28 protein-coding genes are annotated in these 25,365 nt (G+C 43.6%); 18 read left to right on the top strand and 10 right to left on the bottom strand.

Features of this window, described 5'->3' with window-relative positions; all coding sequences use genetic code 11:
- Positions 1-52: 52 nt before the first annotated feature.
- Positions 53-1,129, top strand: coding sequence for a chitobiase/beta-hexosaminidase C-terminal domain-containing protein (locus NST73_RS17895; protein WP_342499257.1), 1,077 nt, complete (start codon positions 53-55; stop codon positions 1,127-1,129).
- A gap of 51 nt (positions 1,130-1,180) precedes the next feature.
- Here NST73_RS17895 and NST73_RS17890 read toward each other — a convergent pair whose 3' ends face one another.
- Both NST73_RS17890 and NST73_RS17885 read right to left on the bottom strand, forming a co-directional pair.
- Positions 1,181-1,990: a bifunctional hydroxymethylpyrimidine kinase/phosphomethylpyrimidine kinase gene (locus NST73_RS17890; protein ID WP_008343648.1), complete on the bottom strand. Its 810-nt coding sequence runs from the start codon at positions 1,988-1,990 to the stop codon at positions 1,181-1,183.
- A 125-nt stretch (positions 1,991-2,115) separates the two neighbouring features.
- The gene (locus NST73_RS17885) at positions 2,116-2,421 is read right to left on the bottom strand and encodes a general stress protein (RefSeq protein ID WP_342495040.1); all 306 of its coding nucleotides are present in this window, start codon (positions 2,419-2,421) and stop codon (positions 2,116-2,118) included.
- 127 nt (positions 2,422-2,548) lie between these two features.
- Between NST73_RS17885 and NST73_RS17880 the strand changes: the two genes are divergently transcribed.
- Positions 2,549-3,376, top strand: coding sequence for a glycosyltransferase family 2 protein (locus NST73_RS17880; RefSeq protein ID WP_144679060.1), 828 nt, complete (start codon positions 2,549-2,551; stop codon positions 3,374-3,376).
- Positions 3,373-4,059: a uracil-DNA glycosylase gene (locus NST73_RS17875; protein WP_342495039.1), complete on the top strand. Its 687-nt coding sequence runs from the start codon at positions 3,373-3,375 to the stop codon at positions 4,057-4,059. The genes NST73_RS17880 and NST73_RS17875 overlap by 4 nt, the downstream gene beginning before the upstream one ends.
- Positions 4,060-4,085: 26 nt before the next feature.
- Here NST73_RS17875 and NST73_RS17870 read toward each other — a convergent pair whose 3' ends face one another.
- Positions 4,086-5,444 carry an aldehyde dehydrogenase gene (locus NST73_RS17870; RefSeq protein WP_342499256.1) on the bottom strand — a complete coding sequence of 453 codons (1,359 nt, stop codon included), beginning with the start codon at positions 5,442-5,444 and terminating at the stop codon, positions 4,086-4,088.
- A 172-nt stretch (positions 5,445-5,616) separates the two neighbouring features.
- On the opposite strand from NST73_RS17870, the gene NST73_RS17865 reads away from it, so the two are divergent.
- From NST73_RS17865 to NST73_RS17855, 3 genes are all read left to right on the top strand, one after another.
- Positions 5,617-5,949, top strand: coding sequence for a YwdI family protein (locus NST73_RS17865; protein ID WP_008343634.1), 333 nt, complete (start codon positions 5,617-5,619; stop codon positions 5,947-5,949).
- Between the two features lie 33 nt (positions 5,950-5,982).
- Positions 5,983-7,293, top strand: a complete 1,311-nt coding sequence (locus NST73_RS17860) for a purine/pyrimidine permease (protein WP_041507947.1) — start codon at positions 5,983-5,985, stop codon at positions 7,291-7,293.
- Positions 7,294-7,360: 67 nt separating this feature from the next.
- The gene (locus NST73_RS17855; protein WP_003215282.1) at positions 7,361-7,732 is read left to right on the top strand and encodes a DUF423 domain-containing protein; all 372 of its coding nucleotides are present in this window, start codon (positions 7,361-7,363) and stop codon (positions 7,730-7,732) included.
- A 41-nt stretch (positions 7,733-7,773) separates the two neighbouring features.
- On the opposite strand, the gene NST73_RS17850 is transcribed toward NST73_RS17855, so the two are convergent.
- From NST73_RS17850 to NST73_RS17840, 3 genes are all read right to left on the bottom strand, one after another.
- Entirely contained in the window at positions 7,774-8,391 is a 618-nt protein-coding gene (locus NST73_RS17850) for a cupin domain-containing protein (RefSeq protein WP_019743221.1), read from the bottom strand.
- A 131-nt stretch (positions 8,392-8,522) separates the two neighbouring features.
- Positions 8,523-9,065, bottom strand: coding sequence for a spore coat protein GerQ (gene gerQ / locus NST73_RS17845; protein ID WP_007497781.1), 543 nt, complete (start codon positions 9,063-9,065; stop codon positions 8,523-8,525).
- A gap of 282 nt (positions 9,066-9,347) precedes the next feature.
- On the bottom strand, positions 9,348-10,022 hold the full coding sequence (locus NST73_RS17840) for a YIP1 family protein (protein ID WP_024719479.1): 675 nt from the start codon (positions 10,020-10,022) through the stop codon (positions 9,348-9,350).
- Positions 10,023-10,197: 175 nt separating this feature from the next.
- On the opposite strand from NST73_RS17840, the gene NST73_RS17835 reads away from it, so the two are divergent.
- From NST73_RS17835 to NST73_RS17780, 12 genes are all read left to right on the top strand, one after another.
- Positions 10,198-10,968 carry a glycosyltransferase family 2 protein gene (locus tag NST73_RS17835; protein WP_041508123.1) on the top strand — a complete coding sequence of 257 codons (771 nt, stop codon included), beginning with the start codon at positions 10,198-10,200 and terminating at the stop codon, positions 10,966-10,968.
- A 6-nt stretch (positions 10,969-10,974) separates the two neighbouring features.
- The gene (locus NST73_RS17830; RefSeq protein ID WP_342499255.1) at positions 10,975-12,387 is read left to right on the top strand and encodes a CDP-glycerol glycerophosphotransferase family protein; all 1,413 of its coding nucleotides are present in this window, start codon (positions 10,975-10,977) and stop codon (positions 12,385-12,387) included.
- Positions 12,388-12,408: 21 nt separating this feature from the next.
- Complete coding sequence (locus tag NST73_RS17825; RefSeq protein WP_173408388.1) at positions 12,409-13,587, top strand: DegT/DnrJ/EryC1/StrS family aminotransferase; 1,179 nt, start codon at positions 12,409-12,411, stop codon at positions 13,585-13,587.
- Positions 13,584-14,459: a GNAT family N-acetyltransferase gene (locus tag NST73_RS17820; RefSeq protein ID WP_216895470.1), complete on the top strand. Its 876-nt coding sequence runs from the start codon at positions 13,584-13,586 to the stop codon at positions 14,457-14,459. Before NST73_RS17825 ends, NST73_RS17820 begins: the two co-directional genes overlap by 4 nt.
- A gap of 1 nt (position 14,460) precedes the next feature.
- Positions 14,461-15,585 (top strand): N-acetylneuraminate synthase family protein, encoded by a 1,125-nt coding sequence (locus tag NST73_RS17815; RefSeq protein WP_342499254.1) that lies wholly within the window; start codon positions 14,461-14,463, stop codon positions 15,583-15,585.
- Positions 15,575-16,315, top strand: a complete 741-nt coding sequence (locus NST73_RS17810) for a glycosyltransferase family protein (protein ID WP_342499253.1) — start codon at positions 15,575-15,577, stop codon at positions 16,313-16,315. Before NST73_RS17815 ends, NST73_RS17810 begins: the two co-directional genes overlap by 11 nt.
- Positions 16,312-17,340: a glycosyltransferase gene (locus tag NST73_RS17805; protein WP_342499252.1), complete on the top strand. Its 1,029-nt coding sequence runs from the start codon at positions 16,312-16,314 to the stop codon at positions 17,338-17,340. The genes NST73_RS17810 and NST73_RS17805 overlap by 4 nt, the downstream gene beginning before the upstream one ends.
- 2 nt (positions 17,341-17,342) lie before the next feature.
- On the top strand, positions 17,343-18,083 hold the full coding sequence (locus tag NST73_RS17800; RefSeq protein WP_178929765.1) for a sugar phosphate nucleotidyltransferase: 741 nt from the start codon (positions 17,343-17,345) through the stop codon (positions 18,081-18,083).
- A complete protein-coding gene (gene rfbB, locus NST73_RS17795) occupies positions 18,080-19,045 on the top strand; it encodes a dTDP-glucose 4,6-dehydratase (protein ID WP_024719470.1) in 966 nt (321 codons plus the stop codon). Before NST73_RS17800 ends, rfbB begins: the two co-directional genes overlap by 4 nt.
- A 3-nt stretch (positions 19,046-19,048) precedes the next feature.
- Positions 19,049-19,903, top strand: coding sequence for a dTDP-4-dehydrorhamnose reductase (rfbD, locus tag NST73_RS17790; protein ID WP_039165197.1), 855 nt, complete (start codon positions 19,049-19,051; stop codon positions 19,901-19,903).
- The gene (locus tag NST73_RS17785) at positions 19,896-20,351 is read left to right on the top strand and encodes a dTDP-4-dehydrorhamnose 3,5-epimerase family protein (protein WP_008343612.1); all 456 of its coding nucleotides are present in this window, start codon (positions 19,896-19,898) and stop codon (positions 20,349-20,351) included. Before rfbD ends, NST73_RS17785 begins: the two co-directional genes overlap by 8 nt.
- Positions 20,352-20,443: 92 nt before the next feature.
- Positions 20,444-21,235, top strand: a complete 792-nt coding sequence (locus NST73_RS17780) for an SDR family oxidoreductase (protein WP_286069845.1) — start codon at positions 20,444-20,446, stop codon at positions 21,233-21,235.
- A gap of 15 nt (positions 21,236-21,250) precedes the next feature.
- Here NST73_RS17780 and NST73_RS17775 read toward each other — a convergent pair whose 3' ends face one another.
- Genes NST73_RS17775 through NST73_RS17760 form a run of 4 tightly spaced genes read right to left on the bottom strand, consistent with a single transcriptional unit; the run spans position 21,251 to position 25,364 of the window.
- A complete protein-coding gene (locus NST73_RS17775; RefSeq protein ID WP_084231783.1) occupies positions 21,251-22,447 on the bottom strand; it encodes an aminotransferase class I/II-fold pyridoxal phosphate-dependent enzyme in 1,197 nt (398 codons plus the stop codon).
- A gap of 14 nt (positions 22,448-22,461) precedes the next feature.
- Positions 22,462-23,883, bottom strand: a complete 1,422-nt coding sequence (locus tag NST73_RS17770; protein ID WP_342499251.1) for an ATP-grasp domain-containing protein — start codon at positions 23,881-23,883, stop codon at positions 22,462-22,464.
- Between the two features lie 15 nt (positions 23,884-23,898).
- The gene (locus tag NST73_RS17765; protein WP_039165203.1) at positions 23,899-24,660 is read right to left on the bottom strand and encodes an SDR family NAD(P)-dependent oxidoreductase; all 762 of its coding nucleotides are present in this window, start codon (positions 24,658-24,660) and stop codon (positions 23,899-23,901) included.
- Positions 24,657-25,364, bottom strand: a complete 708-nt coding sequence (locus NST73_RS17760; RefSeq protein ID WP_096881995.1) for a cupin domain-containing protein — start codon at positions 25,362-25,364, stop codon at positions 24,657-24,659. The genes NST73_RS17765 and NST73_RS17760 overlap by 4 nt, the downstream gene beginning before the upstream one ends.
- Between the last annotated feature and the right edge of the window lies 1 nt (position 25,365).

Raw genomic sequence — 25,365 nt, 5'->3', positions numbered from 1 at the left:
TCATGATACAAAATAAATAAAAATTCATCTGAGCATATACAGGAGGAACGATATGAACCATGCAACCAAGAAATGTCTGATCACTTTTATCATTGTGCTATTTTCTATGAGTTTTCTTCATCCTTCCGTTTCATCTGCCCGAACGCAACACACATCATTTTTTACACCTACTGCCTCCGTACCATCTGGTCAATATTATCGCTCGCAAGAGGTGGCACTCCATTCTCAGGTGCCAAAAGCTTCTCTTTATTACACAACAGATGGAAGCCAGCCGACAACTCAAAGTCAGCGATATACAAAGCCTATTCAAATTGATACCGATACGACTTTAAAAGTAAGCGTTTACAAAAATAGACATCGCCTTGCTACGTCTACGTACAATTATCGTTTTGTCACACGAGAGGACATTGCCTCATCTTTTTTATCTTTTGAATATCAAGGAATGCCTTATCGGTTATACATTCCGAAAAATCATAAGAGGGGTAAAGCTTATCCTCTCGTCCTGTTCTTACATGGAGGAGGGGAGCGGGGGACTGATAATCAAAAGCAGCTACTTGCAAATGATGGTGCAGTTTTATGGGCTTCTCCTGAAATTCAAAAGAAACATCCTGCATACGTACTAGCACCTCAGGCTCGAAATGCTGTGGATGGGGGCTTTGCTTTAACAAGAAACGCGCAAAATGAAATCGACCTGACAAATGTGTTTCAATTTTCACCAGATTTACACAAAGCGTATGAAGTGCTTCAGCATGTGTTAACTTCTTATAAGATTGATCAGAAAAGGATTTATGCGACTGGTTTATCTCAAGGAGGATTTGGCTCGTATCAGTTGAACATCACATATCCTCGTTTGTTTGCAGCGATGATTCCTATTGCGGGGGGTGCAGATCCAAGTAAGGCAGGAATTTTAGCGAACAAGCCAATATGGGCATTTCATGCAGAGGATGATTCCATTATTCCTATCAGTTATGCGAGAAATACAATTCAAGCTATTCAAAAAGCTGGTGGAAGACCGATTTATACCGAGTATGCAAGCAAGTATGGGTATGATCATGCATCATGGACGCCTGCTTATGAGACGCCAGGCTTAACAGATTGGTTATTCGCACAGAGACTCAGCTTACGATAAACAAAAACAAAAAAACCGATTCACCCAAGCGGCGGATCGGTTTTTATTGTTTTATTTGTCCAAACGATGTGCGGAATGTTTCGTTGGTCCGATGTATTCGTTTAGTTGGAAAGAGCCTTTAATGGCAGCTGTGATGAATTCTTTTGCTGCATAAATGGCTTCTTTCACGTCTGAGCCGTTGGCTAGTTCAGCTGTGACTGCGGCTGAGAATGTGCAGCCTGCGCCGTGTGTGTATTCTGTGTCGATCTTATCTGTTTCAAGGCGTTCGAAGGTTTGTCCATCATAAAGCAAGTCAATCGCTTTATCTGGGCTTAGCTTACCGCCGCCAGTGATGACCACATATTTTGCACCAAGTTCATGGATGCGTTTTGCGGCTTCTTCCATTTGTTCCATCGTTTTGATCTCGCCAATGCCGCTTAATTGACCTGCTTCGAAAAGGTTAGGTGTGATAACTGTTGCCAGTGGTGTGAGCTTTTCGCGCAATGCTTCAGCGTGCTCTGGATAAAGGACTTCGTTCGCACCTTTACATACCATAACAGGATCAATGACGACATTTTTCAGCTCATATGTTTTGATCGTTTCAGCTGCGAGTTCAATGACGTCAACTGTTGGCAGCATACCTGTTTTTAACGCATCTACACCGATGCCTTCCACGATCGTCGAGAGCTGCGCGCGGATGGTTGATGTATCGATTGGAAACACTTGATGATCCCAGTTGTTATGAGGATCCATTGCAACGACAACGGTTAAAGCTGTCATCCCGTAGACGTTTTTTTCTTGAAACGTTTTTAAATCTGCTTGGATACCTGCACCGCCGCTTGAATCCGAACCTGCGATGGTGAGTGCTTTATTCATAGACATAGTTGCTGAACCTCCAATGTGATGTGTAACAGTTACTGTTCTATCCCTTATTATAATCAGCTTTTCCATTTATCACAATGAAACGGCATAAAAAAGCGTTCCACTCTTCATGGAACGCTCATTCTTTATCTTTTACAAATCACCAATTTCCCTTTTTTCAGCTCCTCTAAAAGCGTTAAGGCTAATTCTTGATCGGCGCCGGTCGACATCATTTTGGCCATCAGTTCATCATCCCTGGTGCGAATGACATTGGCGATCTGATCTAAAATCCCTTGATCGACAGCTGTCATGCTCTTTGCTTCCGTATACTCAGTAACGTTATCAGAGCGTTCGGGGTCATACGCAAAAACAAACACATCGTCCTTTGCTGACTGTATCTGTTCGATCGTCTGTTTGGCTTCTTTACTATTCTCAACTGTGAAAAATTCCATTATCATCACTCCTTTTCATCAAAAATTCCCATTTTCTCGATCAATCAAACCGTCTTTTATATCATGAGAAGAAAGCCGATTTATGTTTTAATGAAAAAGACGAATCTATTAAAGGAGTTAGGCCGATATGAAGATTTCTTTATTAATTGTGACACATAACCGGCTGAGCGCATTGTGTGAACTGCTTGAATCCATCTCGAGACAAAGCGTACAGCCTTTTGAAATTGTGGTCGTAAATGATGCAGGAGAGCGAGTGGACGTGATTCAGGAACTCTATCCAGAGCTGCCAATCCGCTTGATTCATTTAGATGAGAATGTCCAGCATGTGAACGCAAGAAATGTTGGGGTGCGGGAGCTGACAGGTGACGTCATTATGCTGAGTGATGACGATGATTATTTTACGCCTTGTCATATTGAACGTATGAGCAAGGCGCTGGAAGACGCTGATTTTGTCTTTTCGGATGCGGAAATTGTTTCGTTTGAAGAACGAGGTGCGACTCGATTTCCAGTATCAAGACGTTTGTTTGCTTATGCAGCGGACATTGAGGACATGCGTGTTTTTTCTACATATGTTCCTTCTGGTAGTATGTACAAACGCCGCATACATGATGAGATTGGCTATTTTGATCCAGCGATGCATCACTACTGGGACTGGGACTTTTTCCTGCGTGTTACGCAGCATGCACGAGCCAAACGAGTGCCAGCTGCCAGTGTGATCTATGCGTTCTTTGATGGTGGGGGCAATCAGTCGAGTGATCTTGGTGAAACAAGGAAGACCTACTTAGATGACCTGAGTGAAAAGCATGGGCTGGGTGATTTGCCGACAGCAAACTTTGCTGTCCTATTAGAAGAACCAGCGATGAAAAAACGAGAATCAGAGAGTGAGATTGTATGGGATGGAAAACCGATGATCTCAAGATTGGCACAGCAGACAGAAGGAGGACAATCGCAATGAAGCCATTTTTAAATGATAGCTGGTGGGCTGTGATGAAAAGTGAATTTGAACAGCCATATTATCAGGAATTACGTGAGTGGGTAAAGGAAGAATATCGTACGCAGATCGTGTTTCCAAAGCCAGATGACATTTATCGTGCCCTCCATTTGACGTCGTATGAAGATGTGAAGGTCGTGATTTTGGGACAAGACCCTTATCATGGCCCAGGACAGGCACACGGATTAAGCTTTTCTGTTCAGCCTGGTGTCAAACATCCGCCATCTTTGAGAAATATTTTTCAGGAGCTAAAGGATGACCTCGGTTGTCCGGTCCCTAACCATGGCTCGCTTGTCAGTTGGGCAGAGCAGGGTGTCTTGCTGTTAAACACCGTGCTCACTGTAAGAAAAGGGGAAGCGAACTCGCATAAAGGCAAAGGCTGGGAACGTGTGACAGACCGCGTCATCGACGTCCTGAATGACCGAGAACAGCCAGTCGTTTTTGTGCTTTGGGGCAGACATGCGCAAAATAAAAAAGAACGAATTGATCAAAGCAAGCATTACATCATTGAGTCACCTCATCCAAGTCCTTTTTCTGCAAGAAACGGCTTTTTTGGCAGCCGTCCGTTCTCAAAAGTAAACGCCTATTTAAAGCAAATGGGGAACGATGAAATCAACTGGTGTATCAAGGACATCGAATCAAAATAGGACGAGGGAAAATCCCTTCGTCCTGTTTATTTTAAAAATTTGCGGACAATGTCGAGTCCGTTTTTCGCATTTGGATATCGGAAAGAAAAATCAAAGCGATTGGTCTGGCGTAGGACACTTTTTTCATGTGTAAAGGTGAAAAAGCTTTCTTTTCCATGATATCGTCCGATACCGCTTTCACCAACGCCTCCAAATGGTAAATATGGAGTGGCGACATGCATCAGTGTATCATTGATGCAGCCCCCGCCAAATGAGAGGTTGTCTAGAATATAGGCTTCTGTTTCTTTATTGGTTGTAAATAAGTAAAGAGCGAGCGGCTTCGGTCTTGCCTTAATCATGTCAGCTGCCTCTTGAAGAGAGTCAAATGTGATGACAGGCAAAATAGGTCCGAAAATTTCCTCCTGCATCACAGGATCTTCCCATGTAATGTGATCTAGAATGGTCGGTGCGATTTTGAGCTCTTGTTCATTACGCTGTCCACCTGTCACAATCGTGCCATTTGAGAGAAATTGTGAAAGCCGATCAAAATGACGCTGGCTGACATTTTTTCCGAAATGCGGATTTGTTTCAGGCTGGTCCCCGTAAAAGTCACGGATACAGGTCGTCATTTCACGCAATAGGTTCTCTTTGATCGATTCATGAACAAGTAAATAGTCTGGTGCAATGCATGTTTGACCAGCATTCGTGAATTTACCAAAGGTGATTCGCTTCGCAGCGAGTTTGATGTCTGCATCAGGCATGACAATGCATGGACTTTTTCCGCCGAGCTCAAGTGTGACAGGTGTGAGATGCTTTGCGGCCGCTTCCATGACGACTTTGCCGACGGCTACACTTCCAGTAAAGAAAATATAATCAAAAGGCAGTCTCAGAAGCTCTGTGCTGACATCCACACCGCCTTCAACGACCGCTGCAAGATCTTCTTGAAACACGCTTTCCACAATCGTGCCAATCACGTTTGAGACGTGCGGCGTTAATTCTGACGGTTTTAAAGTAACGGCATTTCCGGCAGAAATGGCTCCAACTAATGGCGAAAGGGCCAATTGGAAAGGATAGTTCCAAGGGGCAATAATCAGAACACTTCCGTACGGTTCCTTAATGATCATACTTTTCGATCCGATATGGGTCAGAGGTGTTTTCGCGCGAGATGGTTTGGCCCATTTGTGAAGATGTTTGACGGTATGATTGATCTCTTCATATACCATGCCAATTTCTGTTGTATAGGCTTCCTGCTCGGATTTATGTAAATCATGGGCCAAGGCTTGTAATATGTCCTTTTCATGATGTTTAATGGCTTTTTTCAAATCGTTAAGAAGGCGGATTCTATCTTGAACCGCTGGTGTTTGCACGTTTTTTTGTTTGTGAATGAGTTCAGTGAGTTTGCTCATCTTTCAGTCCTTTCAAAGACGATATTGTTTCTTTTTTATTATGTGTGAATCTTGGGTAAGGGTCAAATAAGAGGAACAGAAGCACACAGCTTTGAAAAAAGGAACCCATTCAGTTTGTTCATTTGGTAAAATAATGTTGGAAAACGAATTTTTTAGATTGGAGGGTCTACCCTTGAATATTCATATATCAAGTCTGCTTCAAAAAATGGAGGAAGCCATTCAAAAAGCAAAACAAAGTGGAAATGATGAAGAGGTGAAACGTCAAGCGGCGGTCATCTCTTCACTATGTGATGTCATTCTCGACACATCATCACAGGTGCAAATGCCGCAGTCTTCGGTCATTTCACCACCTCCATCTATACAGACACCATCTGCACCGGCTGTGTCTACGGATCAAGCCATGCTAGAGAAATTGATGGGCACTAGCGGTGCAAAGAAATTTCAGCATAAAGAAGAGGGTCAACAAGAGAAAGATGGCAACGGTGACTCTATTTTTGATTTTTAATGGTCTTGTCACGACAAAGGGAAGGTGATCGGGTTGAAACTATTTTTGGGCGCCATTCAGTGGATGGCATTTTTTATCGCAGCTTCTATTGCTGTGCCGATTGCGATTGCACAAGCATTTGAATTAAATCAAGTGCAGTCGGCGGAACTGATTCAGAGTACATTCTTTTCACTTGGACTTGTGGCGATGGTGCAGTGTTTATGCGGTCATATGTTGCCGATCAATGAAAGTCCAGCAGGGCTGTGGTGGGGGGTATATACCCTTTATGCAGGCATGACAGGGACGATTTTTGCCACATATCCTGAAACCTTGCAAGCATTACAAGGGGCTTTAATTTTTAGTGCTGCGTTCTTTTTTATTTTTAGTCTCTTTAAAATCATTAATTGGCTCGCGTCTTTATTTACGCCGGTTGTCACAGGTATTTATTTGCTGCTGCTTGTTGTGCAGTTAAGTCAGCCAATCATGAAAGGGCTGATGGGGATTGGCTATCGGGGAAATCAGGTAGATGGGCTTGTCTTTTGTCTATCGATCTTGATTATTGTCATCACCTTCATGATCAGCCGCTCAAAATGGCATTATTTAAGACAGTTTTCTGTGTTATTCGCACTTGCAGGCGGCTGGCTGTTATTTGCTTTACTCGGACTAGCGAAGCCTGTTCGCATTCCTGAGCAGATCATTGAGTTTCCAAAACTGTTTCCATTTGGCATGCCGGTCTTTGACAGCGGACTGCTTGTCACGTCCTTTTTTATTACGATCTTACTCATAGTGAATATGCTGGCAAGTATTCGAATTGTGGAAAGTTCCGTGAAGGCATTTGGTGAACTGCGTGAGCGAAAACGAGCCAGACCGGCTGGTTTTGTCGCCGCATTTGGTCATTTGCTAAGCGGACTGATTGGAGCGATTGCGCCTGTTCCTATTTCAGGGGCAGCGGGTTTTATACAAACAACCAAAATTCCATCGAGAAAGCCATTTTTTATTGGCAGTCTGCTCATTGTCCTCATTAGTTTATTTCCATTATTGATGAGCTTTTTCTCTGCATTGCCTTCTCCTGTTGGGCTGGCTGTGAACTTTGTGGTGTTCTCTTCTATGATTGGGATTGCTATGTCTGAATTCGATCAGTATGAAAAAGAAGACATCCCGCGCATTCGATTTGTGCTTGGCATCGCTGTTTTAGCAGGCGTGGGCGCAATGTTTGTGCCGCAGGGGGCATTGAAAGGCATGCATCCTGTGCTGATTTCTTTATTGAGCAATGGTCTTGTGCTTGGCACGCTGATTGCGATTGTGGTCGATCAAGTGCTACTGCGAAAGAAGAAGAAATCCGACAATCTCGTGTCAGCATCATAGGAAAGTTGAATGTTGGATAAGACCCGCGCTATGATAAACATAATTGATGAGATAAGGAGAATGACGAATGAAACTATTTTTCATATTAGGTGCCATTAACGCCATGCTTGCGGTTGGTCTTGGAGCCTTCGGTGCACATGGATTGGAAGGGAAAATTCCTGAAAAGTATATTGAGATATGGAATAAAGGGGTTCAATATCAGATGTTCCATGCAATTGGCCTATTTATTGTCGCCTTTCTGGCAGATAAGCTGTCAGGTGTTTCTCTAGTGCCGACCGCTGGCTGGGTGATGCTGGCAGGCATTCTTTTCTTCTCAGGAAGCCTTTATGTGCTTGCCTTGACTCAGGTGAAGATTCTAGGTGCCATTACACCAATTGGCGGAGTGGCATTTATCGCTTCTTGGATCATGCTAGTGATTGCAGCAGCAAAAAATTTATAAGATAAAAAACCGATGCTCTCATAAGGGCATCGGTTTTTTTCTTAACTCCAATAAGGAGAATAGTTCGGAGGTGCTTGATAATAAGGTACATAGTGGGAAGGGGGGACAGGGTGCGTTTGTGTCTCTTCCTCCCGGTGGCAGAAAGGTCCGATAAACACACCAGGTTTCACAGGCTGCGTCGCCTGCTTCCACTGCGTTTCGTTCATGCAATAAGTATGTGCCATGATGTGTGAAGGCGTGAGGGTTAGAAGGTCTGAACCTAAGATGACTTCTGGCGTCGATGCGTTAAAAATGGCTAACAAATGGGTTTTGTCCTGCAAGGCGACTTCGTAATGCCACCAGCCTTGTGGCACATTGGCTACCTGCCCAGGGGTAATGGTGTAGGTGGACAGCTTTTTTGTAAATGGGTTCAACATGGATACAGCAGCAGAGCCGGCGATACAATAAACAAGCTCGGCAGCATTTTGATGATAATGAGGCTCTACTACTTTGCTTTTACTCAAATATATATCCAGCAGAGATACTTGATCGAGCGAATTTAATTGTTTTTTTCCTAAAACATTAATCAGGTTGTGTTGGTCATATTTCACAAGGGGGCTTTGGTTCAGGTCAAATGAATATTTGACATTCGGCGATGTATAATCCAGCTCAACAGTCATTGATGTCACCTCTAGGCGTTTAATAAAAACTACTAGGCATCTTATGAGCCTTCCCCCGAAGGTGTGTCAAAAACCTAGACAAAAGAAAAAAGCAAGGGCGTCTGCACCTTGCTGCTGATAGGACCTTGAGGTTATCTCGGAGAATACGTAGACATCGAGTATGGATAGTCATATTGAATTTCCCCATCAAACGTAATGTAATCAAGGTAGATTGTTAACAATAAGTATCGTGTCCCAGTTTTGTTATCACTAATGATAATGTGATCACGTCCTGCGGCCTCAATGACCCCTCTAAAAATCTTAGAGTTCCATTCTTTACTTGCCTCAAACGTCATATAGATCGTGGCTACTTTGCCGCGGTTTAATCGTAAAATATTTTCAATATAGGACTGCTCAAGCGGCAGCTGACCGGTGACGTTCTGCTGATAAATCGGTCCCGAAGGAATTTGATAGGGCTGCCCGCCACTTTGCCCACCTTGGCCTCCTTGTGAAGTACCAGTAGACGGCATTGGCGAATACCCCTGCTGCATTTGACCTTGCATTTGACCCTGCGTTTGGGGAGGGACTGAATAACCCATCTGCTGCGCAGGATACGGATTTGCTCCATATTGTTGCTGGCGAAAATCTTGACCTTCGAAACCCGAACCTTGCCCAAATTGATTTTTCAATTTCATAACGTTCCTCCTCTTTCCTCATGGTGTTCTAAACAGAAGGCAGAAAAGCGCCTGTTGTTTCCATAGCATTCTTTTTCTCTTTCACACTATGAGACAGGAAGAGAGAATATGTACATTGAACGAAAAAAAGGAACTGCTTTGTGCAGTTCCTCAGCGTGTAGACAAACCCTCGCATTCGGTGTCAGTCCTGCGCTTCGGTGCTCACGAATGTCAAATTCGCTCCGCGCCGATGCTCGTCCTTCCTAGACTGCAAAGGTTTCCAACAATCTAAGGAATGCCTGTTTACATCAACCAATTCATAGCCCGCTGGACGTCATAGAGAAGGGTCATGATGAGAAAAAATAAGGCGATCGGTGTGATGGCAATGATAAAGGCCTGCCATATTCTCAGCTTCATCACAGCGACAAGGCCTAAAACAGCCATCCCAAATATCCATGTCTTGGTATACGCATCAACCAGTGGTAAAACACTGAGATAATACCATAATTCATAGTGCTGGTCTAAATAGGGTGAGATTTTCACAAATGTATACGGACCAAGCAACCCCACAGTAAAAATCCAAGTAAGAGCAAATAAGGTGGAAGGAAAAATGACCGTCAGTGTGCAAGCTTTGAGCACATCTCGATACGGCGCTTTACTGCCAAAAAACAGTCGCCCTAACCACTGTAAAATGAATGAACCGAAAAATAGAAGGAAATTGCCTACTAAAATACCAAAACCTGCTCCGTGTAACAGAATAAAAGGATATGGAATATGATTGCCCATATACTCACTAAAATACCCTTCGTACATCCAGCTAGTACCAGCGATACTTGCAAGGAGTATCATCAGCCACATGGGAATAGAGGTATGTTCATATGAGCGAATAATCGTTTTTGTCGCGACAAAAATTTTAAAGAATCGAAAAAAACCTTTTGCTTCCTCTTCTTGGGAGAGATCACTCTTCATATACTCCAATGTTCTTTACTCCTTTAATACACATAAATGATTACTTATATTACCAAAATTTTTACGTTTTTCAAAGATAGATCATGAAAAAAATCCAATTTTATAAAAAATAGGTCACTCTACAGTCTCTTTAAGAGGAGACACATATGATAACCATAGTTTAAAAGAGACCGAGGTGAAAACATTGACGAAAGTAACGGTCATTATGACGAGCTACAACAAAGCGGCCTACGTTGGCAGATCAATTGAAGCGGTGCTGCAGCAGACCTTGTCAGACTTTGAACTTTTTATCATGGATGATGGATCAAACGAACAAACCCTTGCTGCTATTGAGCCTTTCCGTAAAGATCCACGCATCCATTTTATCCAAAGCGGGGTGAAAACGCTGGAGGAAAGAACGGCGAAAACACGCTATGCCGTCCTCATTAATCAAGCATTAGAACAGGCAAAGGGCGAGTATATTTCCTATGCCACAGATGACAATGTCTATGCACCAGACCGTTTAGAGAAGCTCACGAATTATTTAGATGCTCGTCCAAATGAACATATTGTCTATTCTAGTTCAAAAGTTATCTATTTAAATAGCGAAAAAGAGCCAGTAAAGGAAACGATTCGACCTGCGCAAACGGTGCAGTGGAATGCACCTTGTGCTATTGATCACTGTTCAGTTGTACATCGTGCATCCATTTTAACAAAGATTCGAGCTGAGTTTGGATCCTACTGGGACGAGAGTCCGCATTTTTATCGAATAGGGGATGCGCGGTTCTTTTTTAGATTAAATCACTTTTATCCGTTCTACCCTTTTGATGAGGTATTGGATACAAACTACATCACAGAACAGTCTATTCATTATCAGTTGGCAGAAGATGAGAAAAGCGATTTTATTCAAGCACTTCCTCCGCAGTCTACCTGCAGGGAGCTCCGTCATATATTAAAACAAAGACATGGGAGGTGACCTTAAGTGTCGCATTATATTCATCATTATTGGCAGGTGTACTTTGAGTATGTGAATCTGATGAAAGACTTAACCTATCGCCACATCCCCCTTGGATTAATCAGTAATTTTTATCAATATATCAGCCCTGAAGTGAGGGAACGTATGGAAGATGAGGCGTTTGGTGAAGAGCTGACAACGACTTGTCCAAAGCCGCAAGACATTCAGCCATTTTTTGATCAGCATAAACAGCAGATCAAGCATATCCCTTATCGTCCGAGTCATGGAAAGGTGCTGCTTCACTTTGAACACCTGCGTTTTACTGAACAAAATTACATGCGGTTCCATCCGAACCAAACAGTGGTGCTCGCACGCTGGAAGAAGGCTGATTATTTCGGATTACCGGTGATCAGCAAGCCGGAATTAGCCGGAGAGGTTAATAAAGAAGCCCATGTTGAATATATTGAAAAAGCAAATGCTCTATTGAAACCTTACGCCCACCATCCTGTCTTTGGCAATGTCTTTTTTAGAGAAAAGCTTCGGAAGGACCTTGTGCAATTTATTGATGTGATTGACCAAATAGAAACGCTATTTGAGATGCAGCCAATCACAGCTGTCGTAGTTGGTACGACGGAGGATGCATATAGCCGTGTGCTCGCCTTGCAAACCGTGAAGCGCCATCTCACAAGTATTTGTCTTCAGCACGGTGCGCTCATGGGAGACGAAGCCTTTTTACCGATTTTCACCACCTGCCACGGAGTGTTTGGAAAATATGAAAAGGACTGGTATGTAGACAAAGGCTGTCAGCCTGAGCAGGTGGAGATCACAGGTCACCCGAGATTTGATTTGGTGCAGGAGCGAACACCGCTTCAACAGGAAATGGTCTTTCGTAAATTGAACTTCAATCCCGCCAAAAAGACTGTGCTCGTGGCAACACAGCCGTTTTCAGAAGCCTTTTACGGTGATGTTCTTAAAACAATTGCAAAACGGAAAGATATTCAGCTGATTATGAAGCCGCATCCGTGGGAAATCGCTCGAAATCGATTAAATGACTACACAGCGATTGAACGTGCGGGGAACCATGTGAGATTAATTAAAAAAGAGATCGACTTGTATGACCTCCTGCCGTATATGGATATGGTCATAACGCTCACATCAACAGTTGGTCTGGAAGCAATGCTCTTTAAAAAGAGTGTACTGATTGGAAAAATGACAGAAGGCAGAAGATACCCTTATTACGAGTCGCTTGGCAGCTGCTACATGGAAAACCCTATTGAGTTGGCCGAGAAAGCGATCCGTATTTTATCGGATGAACAAGAAATGAAGCTGGCGAAACAGCAAGGTGCTCGTTTCATTCAAGAGCATTATCCGCATGCACAATCGACCGATGTTCTGCTTTCTCTGCTCAAAACAAAAACAGGCGTGGATTTTCAGAGATGAAGATAGGGGTGTGCAAGCGATATGGGACAAAAGAGAGCACAATTTCTTCCTTATGCACTGCCTTTTATTGAACAGGAAGAAATTGATGAAGTCATTGGAACATTAAAGTCCGGCTGGTTGTCCACCGGACCAAAAGTTAGACAGTTTGAAGAAGAGTTTAGGCAGCTGACTGGAGCGAAGCACGCAATAGCAGTCAATTCATGCACAGCTGCTCTATTTTTAGCGTTAAAGGCGAGAGGCATTGGAGCTGGTGATGAGGTCATCACAACGCCTCTGACGTTCTGCGCAACAGCCAATACGATCATCCATACGGGGGCAGCCCCTATTTTCGTGGATATTGATCCGGCGACACTCAATCTAGATGCGAAAAAATTAGAAGCGGCCATTACACCACATACGAAAGCTGTTGTCCCTGTACATTTTGCTGGTCAATCGTGTGATATGGATCAAATTTTAGCGATTGCCAAAAAATATGATTTGTTCGTGTTGGAGGATGCCGCTCATGCCCTCTATACGACCTATCATGATCAACCGATTGGATCAATTGGTGATGCGACCGCTTTTAGCTTCTATGCAACGAAAAACATAGCGACTGGTGAAGGCGGCATGCTGACGACAAATGATGATGCACTTGCGGCTAGAATCAGAAGGCTGGCGCTTCACGGGATGAGCAAGGGAGCGTGGAATCGTTATGGAGAAAAGGGAACATGGTATTACGAGGTCGAGGAACCGGGCTATAAAATGAACATGTTTGACGTGCAAGCATCGTTAGGGCTCGTTCAGCTAAGCCGGTTGAAGGAGATGCAGACACGTAGAGAACAGATTGCGAAGACATACAATCAGGCATTTCAACATGAAGCTGGTCTCATCTTGCCGCCTGTACATGATGAGGGAAGACATGCGTGGCATTTATATGTGTTGCAAGTTGATCCAAAAGAAGCAATGATCACACGCGATGACATGATTGATCAGCTGCAAAAGGAATATAAAATCGGCACGAGTGTTCATTTTATTCCCGTTCACTTGCATCCATATTATCAAGAGACCTATAACCATTCACCAGAGGATTTCCCTGAGGCACTCACTTATTACAAACGAACGCTTTCGCTCCCGCTCTATCCAAGTATGACAGATGAAGATGTGCAGGATGTCATCACCGCAGTCGTGTCAATTTTAAAAGACAAGAAGGCCTCTTCATGAAAGTCGTTCATGCAATAGACGATCAGGTGCTGGCAGCTTGGCTGAAAACATATGGTCATGAAGCGGAACGCATGACAGGATTCAAGCAGTTTGCTCTTGTCAGCGGCGCTAAGCTCAAAGCAGTGCTGTTATACGAATGGTCCAAATGGGAGAGCGGCATTTTTGACAAGCATATTTTTCATGTGAAGTTTGTGGAAGCTGAATCAGCGCTGCTCTTTAAAGAATTGATGGAGAGATTCATCAATTGGATGAGAACAGAAAAATGTGATTTTTTCTTTTTACGTCTTGAGGCGGCTGATCTTGAAAAAAACCGCATTGTTCAAAAACTATCCCATGTGTATTATGTCGGTGGTCTCACTAGGCTTGAGGCACCACCTGCCCTCATGGAGATGCCATCATCAGATCAAGATGTGGTGATGGGTGTGCCAGATGAAAAGGATTACGATGAGGCGGTCTTACTAGGTGATCAGGCTTTTGTGAAAAGCCGTTATGCCCTTGATCCATATTTAGACCAGCGTGTTGTTCAGCATTTTTATCAGGAGTGGATGAGAAACAACTTACTCGGACGCGCAGATATCAACCTCGTTGCCAAGGTGAATGATGAAGTGGTTGGCTTGATTCAAGGTATGACAAAGGGGCATGAGATGGGGCTTGAGCTTTTTGCGATTAGACCGGATGTTCAAGGAAAAGGGATCGGAAAAAAGCTGTTTATTGAGATGATGAAAGTGTCTCATCACAGAGGGCATCACTTCATTTCTGCGGGGACACAGCTTCATAATACGACAGCCATCCAGCTGTACGAAAAGATGGGGTTTAGGACAACAAATGCCTTTTTGTATTACCATGTGTGGCCGAAAAAAGGAGAGAGGTAAGATGGCGCATTTCTATATCGGAGATCGCAAAGTGGGAGATGATGCGCCTGTCTTTATCATTGCAGAGGCAGGCATTAACCATGATGGAAAGCTGGATCAGGCACTTGCTTTAATTGATGTGGCAAAAGAAGCAGGAGCTGATGCGGTGAAGTTTCAAATGTTTCAAGCGGATCGGATGTATCAAAAGGAACCGGGGTTATACGAAACGGCCAAAGGAGAAGAAGTGTCTATTTTTTCTTTAGTGGAACAAATGGAGCTGCCGCCTGAATGGCTACCTGTCTTATTGAGACGTTGTAAGGAAAAAGGACTGATGTTTTTAAGCACCGTGTGTGATGAAGAATCGGCTGATTTATTGAATCAAACGAATCCGCCTGCTTTTAAACTGGCATCCTATGAAATCAACCATTTGCCTCTTTTGCGTCATATGGCTTCTTTTCACAAGCCGATCATTTTTTCAACAGCTGGGGCCACCATTGCTGATGTTCATGAAGCATACGAAACGATTACGAGCCAGCAAAATAAGCAAGTCGCCATCATGCATTGTGTGGCAAAGTATCCAGCTCCTAGAGCATATACGAACCTGCGGGTAATTCAAACCTTAAGGTCCGCTTTCCCTGAAGCAGTCATTGGCTTTTCAGATCATAGTGAACACCCGACGGAAGCGCCAGTAGCCGCTGTGAAGCTCGGTGCAGCAATGATTGAAAAACATTTTACAATAGATAAAACATTACCCGGAGCGGATCATTCATTTGCTCTTAGTCCTGAAGAATTAAAGGAAATGGTTCAGCACATTCGAGCAGCAGAAAAGCAGCGGAATCAAGCGGAAATAGACGTTCATTCATTACCAGAGGAGCTTCTTGGCAGTTCTTATAAAACGACAACAGCCATTGAAGGGCAGATTCGAGAATTTGCGTATCGAGGAATTTTTACGACAAAAGGCATTGCAAAGGGAGAGACCCTCACGTCAGAAAATGTAGCTGTGCTGCGCCCTGGACAAAAAAATCAGGGGTTGCATCCGCGATATATGCCGATTTTACTTGGCACAAAGGCTGTGAGAGACATCCCAGCCCATACAGGTGTTTCGTGGAAAGACGTACTCATGCAGGAGTCTCGAGATGATGCATGATGTACTTTTTGTCATTCAGGCTAGGATGGGATCAACAAGACTGCCCAAAAAAGTGATGAAACCGATCGGCGGCATGGCGCTGATTGATTTGATTGTGGAGCGGGTGAAGCAATCAGATGATTACCATCACAAAATGCAAAACCTTATGATTGCCACAACGGTCGAGCCAGAGGATGACTATTTGGCTCAATACTGTATGTCAAAGGGCCATAAGGTGTTTCGAGGCAGTGAGGCAGATGTGCTTGAGCGGTTTGCGCAGATTGTCCGCCAATTTGAGCCTAAAACGGTTGTACGTTTAACGGGAGACAATCCATTTATAGATCCTTCGCTTTTGTCGAAAATGCTTGAAAAACATAGACAGGAAAAGGCTGACTACACATATACGAACGGAACACCACTCGGTATTTCCGGGGAAATGATTGAGGCATCTATTTTATGTGAAATCGACAAATTTCCCCTCACTTATTCAGAACGTGAGCATGTCACGCTGTATATCAGAAAGCATCCCGAGCAATTTCACCTTCAATTATTCACACCGCCCAAAGAACTTGCATATCCTGCTTATCGATTCACGATTGATACAGAAGAAGATTATGTGTTTGCTACCTGTTTATTAGAGAAAGCTGGTGGTTCTATTGCTGTGCCGACAGCTGAGCTCATTTCCATCTGTGAACAACATCCAGACATTGTTCGTTTGAATCAATCTGTGAGACAGAAGGATGCTGAATGAACAAAAAAATCATGATTGTTGTTTATGGGGGTTTTTTAAGAGGAATGGGTCATGTCGTCAGAATGAAACGTTTGGCAAAAGAACTGCTTCAGGAAGGGAACGACTTATATTTCTATACAAATGATCAGATTTGTGTAGAAATGCTTTCGCACCCAGAGTGGCACGTTCAGATGGTGCATGAGTCGAATGCGCTTCTACAAATCCAACAAGACATCAAAAAGCTAAAGCCTGACCTTTTAGTCATAGATGTCCTTGATTGTGATCTTCAGTTTCTTCAAACGATCAAAGACTCCTGCGATAGTGCGAGGCTGGTCTTATTTGAGGAAAAAAGAGAGGAAGCCTGTCAGCTTGCAGACACGGTCATAAACGGCATTTATGGCGGTCTGGACGGGAAGCACGAGCAGGTTAATGGCACGGCTTATTATCATGGAACGCCCTATTTATTGTTAGATCACGAGATTAATCAATTCAAAGACACATATGAGGTTCGGAAAGAATGTAAAAAGGTGGTCATCAGCCTTGGCGGAAGTGATCCGTGCGGCCTGTTATCAAAGGCTGTATCGGCGCTTCTTCAAACAAATCACCTAGACATTTTAGCGGTCGCAGGAAAAGCCTCTCACATCAAAGAGCAAGTAGAGGCGGAACATATCCAATTCATTCAACATACAGATCAACTACCGGTTCTTTTATCAGAAGCTGATGTGGCTATCGTAGCAGGCGGTATGACGTTATATGAGGTAATTTGTATCGGGGTGCCCAGCATTGTCCTATCGCAAGTAGACCACCAAGCAGTGACAGCGAGCATGTTTGCGCAAAAGGGCGCTTGTTTTCACCTTGGATTAGGTGACCTTGTGGAAGAAAAAGACCTGTTGCAAGCTGTTCAAAAACTGTCTGACAGCTATTTTCTCCGCAGAAGCATTCATCTTAATGGACGTTCACTCATTGATGGAAAAGGAATCGAACGAGTGAAAAACATTCTTATACACCTCATGAATTCACACCAAAAAGAACATAAGGATGTGTAGATGTGAAGGGAGTTATTTTAGCAGGAGGAAAAGGATCACGGCTGGCACCATTAACGAAGATTTTCAACAAACACTTGCTGCCGGTTGGTCCATACCCGATGATTTATTGGTCATTATTCAAACTGAAAGAAGCAGGAATTGTAGATGTGATGCTGATTTCACAGGAAGAACAAATTCCGTTGTTTCAAAAGTTACTGGAAGATGATCGTGAACTTGGGATGAATATTGTGTATCAAGTACAGCCAGAAGCGTCTGGTATTTCCGATGGTTTATCCTATGCAGAGCCCTTTGCTCAAGGGGAAAAATTTGTGTTGATGCTTGGTGATAATGTATTTGAAGATTCATTACGCCCTTTTGTCGACGCCTTTAGGCAACAAGAAAGCGGAGCCAAGGTTTTATTGAAAGAGGTGGCAGATCCAAAACGATTTGGCATTGCAGAAATTGATCCTGCTCATCACCGAATTTTATCAATAGAAGAAAAGCCAGAGCACCCGAGGTCATCTTACTGCGTCACGGGCATCTATTTTTATGATCAAGACGTCTTTCAATATATCGAGGAAATCTCGCCGTCAGATCGAGGTGAACTAGAGATTACTGATGTGAATAATCTCTACATCTCAAATAGCCAGCTGACCTATGATATGTTAAAAGGGTGGTGGATTGATGCAGGAACACATGAATCTCTCCACGAAGCATCTACAAAAATGTTTGAAACGATGAAGGAAAAAGAGGGATACGAATGACGAAGTCTTATTTAATTACAGGTGGAGCAGGGTTTATTGGACTGAATTTTGTGAAGCTGCTGCTTCAAGAGTCCGATGTCCGGCTTACCGTATTTGATAAATTAACATATGCCAGTCATCCAGAGGAAATGGAATATTTATCAAAGCTGCCTCATTTCCGTTTTGTCCAAGGAGATATCACGCTGCAAGACGAACTGGATCAAGTATTTGATGAAGCTTATGATGCCATCATTCATTTCGCAGCAGAATCACATGTCGATCGCAGTATTGAGTCAGCAGAACCCTTTATCCAAACAAATGTCCTTGGTACCTATCGTATGCTTGAAGCTGTTTTAAAGGGAAAGGCGAAAAAACTTATTCATATTTCGACAGATGAAGTATATGGAGATTTGGAGCCGGATGATCCTGCTTTCACAGAACAAACACCACTCTCACCGAATAATCCTTATTCAGCAAGCAAGGCAAGTTCAGACCTGCTTGTGAAATCTTATATCCACACCCACCAACTACCCGCCATGATCACAAGATGCAGCAACAACTACGGACCTTATCAGCATGAAGAAAAATTAATCCCAACCATTATTAGAAAAGCGGTCAATGGTGAAAAGATTCCGATATACGGAGACGGCCAGCAGATCCGCGATTGGCTGTATGTAGAGGATCATGCGAGAGCCGTAAAACAAGTAGTAGAAAACGGAACAGCCGGTCAGGTGTACAATATTGGCGGCGGCAACGAGAAAACAAATCTTGATTTAACCAAAACCATTCTCACACATCTAGGCATCTCTCATGACCAAATCGCGTTTATTCAAGACCGGAAAGGGCATGACAGGCGGTATGCCATTGATGCCAGTAAACTAAAAGAAGAGCTTGGCTGGGTGCAGGCAACTTCATTCGAAAAAGGTATCGAAAAAACGATCGATTGGTATCGTGCCAAATATGATCAAAGTGAAGAAGGGTGACCGATGAAAGTTTTAATCACCGGTGCAGGCGGCCAATTAGGGAAAGAATTGACGAAACAGCTGAAAGAAAAAGACATCACAGTCATTGCTTTAACAAGGAGTATGCTGAATATCACAGATCAACAGGCAGTCAGACATGCAATGAGACATTTCCGTCCGGATATTGTTGTCAGTGCGGCTGCTTATACGTCTGTGGATCAATGCGAAACAGAAACGGAAAAAGCCTATCTTGTGAATGGGATTGGCGCCTACTATACAGCGCTTGAGGCTAAGAACGTAGGGGCTGATGTATTACATGTCAGCACAGATTATGTGTTTGATGGGCAAGCGGATACCCCTTACCAAGTTGATGCACAAGCAGATCCGCAAACCATTTATGGGAAAAGTAAAAAACTTGGAGAAGAATTGATTCATCTTGTGTCAGATGAAGTGAAGATCATTCGGACATCGTGGCTTTATGGACATGAGGGACATAACTTTGTGAATACCATTCTTCGGCTGGCTGAAACGAAGGATCATTTGCGCATCGTCAATGATCAGTTAGGGTCTCCTACTTATACAAAGGATGCCGCAGAAGCTTTGATTCACTTGTTTGACCAGAAAGCAGGTATTTATCATGTCAGTAACCGAGCAAGCTGTTCATGGTTTGACTTTGCGACAGAAATTGTGGCAGCAAGCGGTCTGTCTACGACAATTGAGCCCATTTCCACTGAAGAGTATGGTTTCCAAACACCTCGGCCCGCCTACTCTGTTTTAGACCTGCAAGCAATTGAAGCGACAGGCTGGAAGCCAAGACATTGGAAGGATGCACTTCACGAATACTTGCAGAAAGAAGGGAGATTCGAGCAGCATGATTGATGGTGTTCAAACGAAAAAACTCATGAAACATTGTGATGATCGCGGCTTTTTCGCAGAGCTTATTCGAGATGACGAACCGATGCTGAAGCGATTTGGGCAGGCGTCGTGGTCGAAAAGTTTCCCAGGAGTGATCAAAGCCTTTCATTATCATGAAAAACAAGACGATGTTTGGTTTTTCCCAGCAGGTCATGCACAGGTCGTTTTATACGATTTGAGAGAGGATTCCCCGACAAAGGGTCAAACCGATGTGTATTATATGGGAGAAGATAATCCGATGCTGCTCCTCATCCCAAAGGGAGTTGCCCATGGCTACCGCGTATTAGGAGAGACGCCGCTGCAGATTGTGTATTTTACAACAGAATCGTACGATCCAAAAAACCCAGATGAGAAGAGAATTGCGTGGAATGATGAGGCGATCGGATTTAATTGGGAAACGACATTTAAATAGAGAAGAGAGGCCTTTCGCAGGAGAAAGGTCTTTTTTTGTTGAAATACATTCTGTATGTGTCATTTTATGTATATTGATGAAAAGGGATGTGGATGAGTTTGTCTAAAAGAATTGCATTTGTCACAGGGGCAAGTACAGGCATTGGAAAGGCAATCGCAATAAAACTTGCCGCCCAGAGCGATATGAAGGTGATCATCAACTCTAGAAATATGGCCTCACTTGAACAGACGAAACAGCACATTCAAGATATGACAGAAACAAAGGAACCGCTGTCTCTATTCTGTGGAGATATGTCGGTTGAAGCGGTGAGGTCGGAAGCCTTTGAAGAAATAGAAAAGGAGTTTGGCAGACTCGATGTGCTGATCAATAACATTCCAGGAGGAAAACCAGATACATTTGATTCATGTGAAACTGACCAGATGCTGGCTGCTTTCTCCCAAAAAGCCATCGCCTACGTAGATACAATGAAGCGTGCAGTAGCATTGATGAAAAGACATGAATATGGACGGATCATTCAAATTGTCGGGAACCTGTGGAAGGAACCTGGTGAACAAATGTTTACGAATAGTATGATGAATGCAGCGATTATTAATGCCAGTAAAAATGCAGCCACACAGCTTGCGTCGTCTAGTATTACGGTGAATTGTTTAAATCCTGGTTTTATTGCAACCGATCGGTATGAACAATTTATCGGCAATATGATGACGAAGCAGGGAGTGTCACGAGAGCAGGCTGTACAAGCTGTCGCATCAGGTATCCCAATGCAAAGAGTAGGCTCAGCGAGTGAGATGGCGTCATTGGCAGCTTTTATGGCATCAGAGGAAGCTTCTTATATCACAGGCCAACAAATCTCCGTAGACGGTGGAACGATGAAAAGTATATAAACTGAAAAAAACCCGCTATAGGCGGGTTTTTTGATGAAATCGAATGGGGAGGATGGACAGACGGTCGATAAAGAGAGCAAGCTCTTCAATCGGGGCAACCATTGAAATGCGTACATGACGGCTCCCATTGGCTCCAAATACTCCTCCAGGCGTGACGACAACATCGGCATGTTCGAGTAAATAGTCAGCAAAGGCATGAGAATGTTCAAAGTCATCAGGAATCGGAGCCCATAAATAAAAGGCGCCGGGTGGACGTTTGATTGTCCAGCCAAGCTTTCTCGCCGCTTGCCGGATGAAGAAATTGATTCGTTCAAGGTATATCGCTCTTAATGATTGAATATGACAGTCATCACTTTGCAAGGCAGCAGTCGCTGCATGTTGAAATCCGCCATACATACTGACAAACACGTGGTCTTGGAAGGTATTGATGGCATGAATGATCTCCTCATTTCCAACAGCAAAAGCGACTCTCCATCCTGCCATATTAAAAGTCTTTGATAGAGAATATAATTCGACGCCTACACTTTTCCCGAGAGGAGTATTCATGAAGCTCACGGGTGTTTGTTCGTAATGAAATGAACCATAGGCGAAATCATGAATAACATACAGTTCGTGAGCGGCCGCAAAGGTAGCAGCCTCTTCAAAGAATGCCTCATTTGCGACAGCACCCGTGGGGTTATTCGGATAATTCAAGAACAGTACTTTTGCTTTTTTGACTACATCACGATCAATTGAGGAGAGATCTGGTAAATAACCATTTTTCTCTTCAAGTTTGATACTGTATGGCTGGGCGTCCGCCATCAAAATGCCTGAATGATATTCAGGGTATCCTGGATCGGGAACGAGTGCGATATCTCCTGGATCAAGCAGACACTGACTCATGACATACAGTCCCGTTTTTCCGCCAGTGAAAAGAGCAATTTCCTTCTGCGGATCAATCTCAGCACCGAATTCCGATCTATAAAAATCTGCAATGGCTTGTTTGAAAAAGTCAAAGCCTCTAAAAGGGGCATATTGTTGAAATGGCAAAACACCCGCTGACTCCTTTAGGGCACTCACGATATGGGGAGGAGTTGGTAGATCAGGGTTTCCCTGACCTAGATTCATGATGGTTGCTCCGTTTTTTGTCTTTTGAGCAATTTTTTCAAAGACGGTGCCGAATTTCTGTTCAGGCAGCCGTTCAATCATTTTAGATGCTAACATTTTCACCACAGTAGCCTCTCTTTCTATCCCTTCACAAATTCATCCATTAACTGAATCGTTGCCTGTTTCTGAATGTTGCGGATGGACGCGGCAACGTCTTGTGAAGATGATCCTTTTAATTCAAGAGATACGATTCCATTAAAAGCTTCAAATAAAGCAAGATCCACAATAGCCCCTTTGGTAGGGAATGATTGACTGACAATCGCAGTATCTCCAACGAATGCCCCCTCTGGAATAGACACATGATCAATGGTGATATGTGTGGCTTCAGGTGGGATATGCCCACTCTCTTTAAAATGCTGGGGGTACAGGTGGCAGTCCGCTACATAAAATGTATGTCCAGAAAGCAGCTGTTTTGGCAGTGCAGCCTTTTTACCATCAACTAATACATCAATCAATAGCTTGGCCATATCGACGCCAAAGACCTTTTTAATATTCGGGATCATATTCCAGCCAGCGAATCGAGCCGCTGATTCGATCAGTCCAGTTTCTCGATTTTTCATGAGTTTGATTTCTGTATGGGTTGCACAATGTTCAAGACCTAGTCCTTCATTTGCCTTTCTTGCTGCTTCAATGATGATTTGCTTTGCTTCATTGTCTAAGATCGTCGGAGTGATATGAGCCGTTTCTGTAAAACCGATTTGAGGGGTTTTATCATGTATGACAAAAGGGAGATATTCGCCCTCTACGACCAGCCCTTCTACACTGACATAATCAGCATATCCTTCATCTTCATACCAATCTTCGTAAGCACCCTCTAAATACGTTTCAGCGACAAACGGTGCTTCATACGTGACAGCGTCTGGGACTGGTATGGTTTCCAAATACGATTGTACTTGTAAAAACAGATCATCACTTCCAGCCTTGTCATGAAACAAGGTGACGCCAATAGAACTGGCTAAATATGTAGGCTTTAAAATGAGCGGTGTTCCGATAGACTCAATGGCTTTTTTGAAATCAGATAAAGTCGTGACAGGCTGAGTTTTCACCGCTTTGACGCCAGAGGCGTTGAATGCAGCCCTCATTTGGCTTTTATCACGCGCCATTTCGGCTGCCTTGACACCGGCACCTCGCAGCCCAAGACGTTCAGCGGCCTTTGCCATCGGTGCAATGAATAATTCATTATTGGTGGTGATTGCATCTGCTTTGAAAAAGGAAGCCACTCGAATGAAGTCTTCCACAACTTCTTCTTCTGATTTTGGATAATCATCATGTGCCCAGTAAATAGAATCAGGGTGTTCAAAAGAAGGGTGTGTATCAAAATAATCACGGTCTTTGATGACCGCAATGGAGTATTTTTCGATTAGCTCGGCATGTCCCTTTGTAATCGCAAAGGGTCTCGGGATATAAGAAACGATATGATACGATGCCGCCACGCTTTCATAAAACATATGGGGCGGGCACCCACCTAGATCAGCAATGACAAGTACAGTTTTTTTACTCAATGAAAGCACTCCTTTTTATCTAGCGGTGTAACCTCCGTCTGCTGTGACGACACTTCCAGTCATATAGCTGGATAGATCAGAGGCGAGAAAGAGCATCACGCCAGCAATTTCTTCAGGTTTTCCAAGACGCAGCATAGGATTCACCTTTGCTTTTTCCTTTTTGACGATCTCGAGACTTTCTGTGTGGTTGTCTAAAAAGGACTTCTCGTTTAATGGTGTATCAATGATGCCAGGGGCAATACAATTCACCCTGATTTGATGAGCGGCATAGTCAATGGCCATTGATTTGGTGAGCTGAATGACACCGCCTTTTGTTGCATTGTATGCCGGAATGTCAGGCCAGCCCACAAGACCTCCGACAGATCCGGTATTGATAATACTTCCACTTTTCTTTTCAAGCATATGCGGCAAAGTATGCTTACTCATGAGAAAGACGCCGGTCAGGTTGACCTGAAGAATACGATGCCAATCCTCCAGTGCCATCTCATGAATAGGTGAGACAATTTCGATGCCTGCATTGTTAATGAGGACATCAATGGCACCGAATCGGCTCAGCACGCTCTGAACGGTTTGGTGACAGTCAGACTCTTTCGTAATATCTGTTTTAAAAAATGCAAGGTGCTCATGCGGCAATGATTCAATTAGTTGGTTGCCGCTGCTTTCATTGATGTCAGCGACAGCTACTTTTGCTCCATGCTCGAGGAAGAGCTTGACAGCAGCAAGCCCAATCCCCGACGCACCTCCTGTAATGAGGACAACTTTTCGGTCCAGCTTCATTTCTTCACCTTAGATGCCTTTGGTTTTAAGCGATTATAGCGAGGAGGGAAGAAGAGATTAATAGACTTTGATGCTTCTGGCTTTGGATTGATGGCCCCATGATCTTCCCTTGGATCACAGAAATAGGTGGTGCCAAATTCCATCTTTTCTGTAAAGCCTTCGATTGTCATATCATACCCTCCGCTGATGCAAATGCCGATTTGTTCATTTCTATGTTTATGAAAAGGCATTTCTCCGCCGTTTCCAGGGATATTGGCAATCATCAGCTCCATCCAATCCTCCACAAAAAAAGTCACTTCCATGCCAGGGAGTAAATCCCGTGTTTTGAAAATGTCTAAGAAATAAGTGGGGGGAGCTGTATATTCTTCATTATCCTTTAATCTCTTAATATCAATGGCGATCACTTCTTCATCTGTCAGATTTGAAGCGCCGTGAGGGACAAACGGTGGTGCGATATAGGCTGATTCTAATGGGGTGAGCAGTTGAGTCGATTGGCCGACAGTCATTTGAAGCTCGCCTTTTAATACAATGCCGATTTGTGCTTCGGGATGTTCGTGAGGTTCAATGATCGTGCGGGGAGGGACGTATGAAATTAACACTTCCGTACCGCCTCTTACAGTGGAATATTGGATAACGCCATTATCCCATTCTAATTTTTTCGCTTGAGGAAAATATCGTTCTTGCGTCTTTTGTTCAGTTTGCATC

Source organism: Bacillus sp. FSL W7-1034 (assembly GCF_038593365.1).
Lineage (GTDB): Bacteria > Bacillota > Bacilli > Bacillales > Bacillaceae > Bacillus > Bacillus altitudinis.
Note: the sequence above shows the minus strand (reverse complement) of the source record. Positions and strands in the feature narration are given on the sequence as shown.

Bases quoted from the DNA above. Each gene is read 5' to 3' on its own strand.
- NST73_RS17895 (WP_342499257.1), top strand. From the start codon at position 53: ATGAACCATGCAACCAAGAAATGTCTGATCACTTTTATCATTGTGCTA.
- NST73_RS17890 (WP_008343648.1), bottom strand. From the start codon at position 1,990: ATGTCTATGAATAAAGCACTCACCATCGCAGGTTCGGATTCAAGCGGC.
- NST73_RS17885 (WP_342495040.1), bottom strand. From the start codon at position 2,421: ATGGAATTTTTCACAGTTGAGAATAGTAAAGAAGCCAAACAGACGATC.
- NST73_RS17880 (WP_144679060.1), top strand. From the start codon at position 2,549: ATGAAGATTTCTTTATTAATTGTGACACATAACCGGCTGAGCGCATTG.
- NST73_RS17875 (WP_342495039.1), top strand. From the start codon at position 3,373: ATGAAGCCATTTTTAAATGATAGCTGGTGGGCTGTGATGAAAAGTGAA.
- NST73_RS17870 (WP_342499256.1), bottom strand. From the start codon at position 5,444: ATGAGCAAACTCACTGAACTCATTCACAAACAAAAAAACGTGCAAACA.
- NST73_RS17855 (WP_003215282.1), top strand. From the start codon at position 7,361: ATGAAACTATTTTTCATATTAGGTGCCATTAACGCCATGCTTGCGGTT.
- NST73_RS17850 (WP_019743221.1), bottom strand. From the start codon at position 8,391: ATGACTGTTGAGCTGGATTATACATCGCCGAATGTCAAATATTCATTT.
- gerQ (WP_007497781.1), bottom strand. From the start codon at position 9,065: ATGAAATTGAAAAATCAATTTGGGCAAGGTTCGGGTTTCGAAGGTCAA.
- NST73_RS17825 (WP_173408388.1), top strand. From the start codon at position 12,409: ATGGGACAAAAGAGAGCACAATTTCTTCCTTATGCACTGCCTTTTATT.
- NST73_RS17820 (WP_216895470.1), top strand. From the start codon at position 13,584: ATGAAAGTCGTTCATGCAATAGACGATCAGGTGCTGGCAGCTTGGCTG.
- NST73_RS17815 (WP_342499254.1), top strand. From the start codon at position 14,461: ATGGCGCATTTCTATATCGGAGATCGCAAAGTGGGAGATGATGCGCCT.
- NST73_RS17810 (WP_342499253.1), top strand. From the start codon at position 15,575: ATGATGCATGATGTACTTTTTGTCATTCAGGCTAGGATGGGATCAACA.
- NST73_RS17805 (WP_342499252.1), top strand. From the start codon at position 16,312: ATGAACAAAAAAATCATGATTGTTGTTTATGGGGGTTTTTTAAGAGGA.
- rfbB (WP_024719470.1), top strand. From the start codon at position 18,080: ATGACGAAGTCTTATTTAATTACAGGTGGAGCAGGGTTTATTGGACTG.
- rfbD (WP_039165197.1), top strand. From the start codon at position 19,049: ATGAAAGTTTTAATCACCGGTGCAGGCGGCCAATTAGGGAAAGAATTG.
- NST73_RS17785 (WP_008343612.1), top strand. From the start codon at position 19,896: ATGATTGATGGTGTTCAAACGAAAAAACTCATGAAACATTGTGATGAT.
- NST73_RS17780 (WP_286069845.1), top strand. From the start codon at position 20,444: ATGAGTTTGTCTAAAAGAATTGCATTTGTCACAGGGGCAAGTACAGGC.
- NST73_RS17765 (WP_039165203.1), bottom strand. From the start codon at position 24,660: ATGAAGCTGGACCGAAAAGTTGTCCTCATTACAGGAGGTGCGTCGGGG.
- NST73_RS17760 (WP_096881995.1), bottom strand. From the start codon at position 25,364: ATGCAAACTGAACAAAAGACGCAAGAACGATATTTTCCTCAAGCGAAA.